Below are 2,432 nucleotides of genomic sequence, written 5' to 3'. Positions count from 1 at the left end.
GATCAGGCGTCCGGCGGCAGGGGCTTGGCCGCCGGGCTGCCTGACACTTATGGCAGCGGCCGCCGGGGCGGATGTGGAGAATACTGCCCGGTACATCGTTTCATGAGCGTCCGGCCCATGCCGTTTTTCGGCATATCCCCGATATGCGTCTGTTATGCATTTTTTATGCATCAGACATGCGCTCAGGGTTAGGGATAAAAGCCTGTGGGGGCTTCTGACAGATTGATGATGATGTTTTTTTGCTGTGTGCAGTGCTCAAGGATGGTCTTGTGCGTCTCGCGCCCGATGCCCGATTCTTTGTAACCGCCAAAGGGAGCGCCCGCCGGGATGCTGTTGTAGGTATTCACCCACATACGGCCTGTTTCAATGGCGCGGCTTACGCGGATGGCACGGTTGATGTCGCGCGTCCACACGCCGCCGCCAAGGCCGTAAATGCTGTCGTTAGCCATGCGGATAACGTCTTCTTCTGTCTTGAACTTGATGATGACCGCCACGGGGCCGAATATTTCATCCCGCGCCACGCGCATACCGTTGGTGACGTTGCCGAGCAGGGTGGGCCGCATAAAGCAGCCTTTGGCCAGATCGCCCGATGTGACGCGCTCGCCGCCGCAAAGCACCGTGGCCCCTTCGCCCTTGGCCTGCTCAATGCAAAGCAGGATGGCCTTGAGGTGCGCTTCGTAGATTTGCGAACCCATCTGGGTGTCCGCCTCCCAGGGCAGGCCAACCTTGACGCGGTTGAAGCGTTCTACGGCTTCGGCCACAAACTTGTCATAAATATCCTCGTGCACAAAAACGCGCGAACCGGCGCAACATACCTGCCCCTGGTTGAACAGGATGCCCAGCTGCAGCCCGTCCATGGCCAGATCCCACTGGCAGTCGGGGAAAAAGATGTTGGCCGACTTGCCGCCAAGTTCCAGGGTGGAGGGGATCAGGCGTTTGGCTGCGGCCATGCCCACGCTGCGGCCCACATCGGTGGAGCCGGTAAAGGCCAGCTTGTTGAAGCCGGGATGGTCAAGAATGTACTGCCCGGAGCGTGAGCCGCGCCCGGTGATCACGTTGAACACGCCCTTGGGCAGCACGCCGCTGATAAGGCGCGCCAGTTCCAGAACGGAAAGGGAGGTGTGGTTGGAAGGTTTGAACACGGTGCAGCAACCGGCGGCAAGCACGGGGGCCAGCTTCCACGCGGCCATGAGGAAGGGGAAGTTCCACGGCACAATCTGGCCCACCACGCCGATGGGTTCGCGCAGAACCAGCGAGAGGGTGTTTTTGTCAAGCATGGTGGCCGAGCCTTCCTCAGAGCGCAGCACGCCCGCAAAATAGCGGAAATGGTCGGCGGCAAAGGGAATGTCCACATTCATGGTTTCGCGGATGGGCTTGCCGTTATCCAGTGTTTCCACCAGGGCAAGATGTTCCTTGTTGGCATCAATGATATCCGCGATTTTCAGGAGCAGGTCGGCGCGTTGGGGGGCATCTGTAATTTTCCAGCTTGCCCAGGCCGCTGTGGCGGCCTTGACGGCAGCGTCCACGTCTTCCTTGGTGGCTTCGGCGCAGGTTGCCAGGCGTTGGCCGTTGGCCGGGCAAAAGGTTTCAAAGGTTCCTCCGTCAGAGGCATCCTTCCAGGCGCCGTCGATGAAGAGGGAGTATTTATCCTGCAAGTTTGGTTTTTTCATGACGCTTCCTTTGGTTAAAGGTTTGCATGCACAGTGGAGTGAATGTTGTTATAACGCAGTAAGTCCTTTTTGAACTTGTTAAAGGGGCAAAAATACGGGAAATTAAAAAATACAAACCATATTGTGAAAAAAATATCAAAATGACTCTTTCATGTACGCAATTGATACAATGTAAAGCATGCCGTTTCGCATGGTACAAGCTAAACGCCAAAATAACAAAAACCGCAACGGTATCACGCTCTGCATAATTATCAGGATGTAAACAGGATAAAGCGGCTGGAGTTTAGCCAGGACGAAGCATGGGAAGAATCAGGCGTCTGCCTGCATCGGGGGCAAGAGCAATTTCGTCTTGAAACTGCCTTGAAACGGCTGTGGCGGCTGCGTGAGCAGTGGCCCGCAGCAAGGGGGCAAGAGCAAGTTATCGGGGCGGCTGCGCGTTGAGGTAAACGTTGAGAATGCACATTCAGAACGTTGATCTGCCAGAACGTTGATCTGCGCTGGCGCAAGGCTGTCACGGGCTGTACAGGGGGGCGTCTGGCAGGGCATCGGGCCGCAGAAAGAGAAGCTGGACCCTGTCAGTCTTTCTTTGCCTGCCTGTAGCCGTGGCTGAAATCGGAAGCGTAAAGCTGCGAGCATGTGTCCGGCGCGTTCTGCCCCGGCAGCACCAGAAACACTGTCTGCCGTTCCAGACCGTGCTCCGCGACGCATCGGGCCAGGGTTCCGGCGGTGGCCCAGATGAGGCGTTGATCCGGCCAGCGCACG

At 57.3% G+C, this 2,432-nt stretch carries 1 protein-coding gene and 1 pseudogene; both read right to left on the bottom strand.

The window, feature by feature from the left end; translation table 11 throughout:
* Nucleotides 1–188 precede the first annotated feature (188 nt).
* Nucleotides 189–1,670, bottom strand: coding sequence for an aldehyde dehydrogenase family protein (locus V6C16_RS11270; RefSeq protein ID WP_333536889.1), 1,482 nt, complete (start codon nt 1,668–1,670; stop codon nt 189–191).
* A gap of 575 nt (nt 1,671–2,245) precedes the next feature.
* Nucleotides 2,246–2,432 (bottom strand): annotated as a pseudogene (cbiF, locus tag V6C16_RS11265) (cobalt-precorrin-4 C(11)-methyltransferase); the annotation flags it as partial.

The organism is Desulfovibrio sp. 1188_IL3213 (genome assembly GCF_036763145.1).
GTDB lineage: Bacteria > Desulfobacterota > Desulfovibrionia > Desulfovibrionales > Desulfovibrionaceae > Desulfovibrio.
Note: the sequence above shows the minus strand (reverse complement) of the source record. Positions and strands in the feature narration are given on the sequence as shown.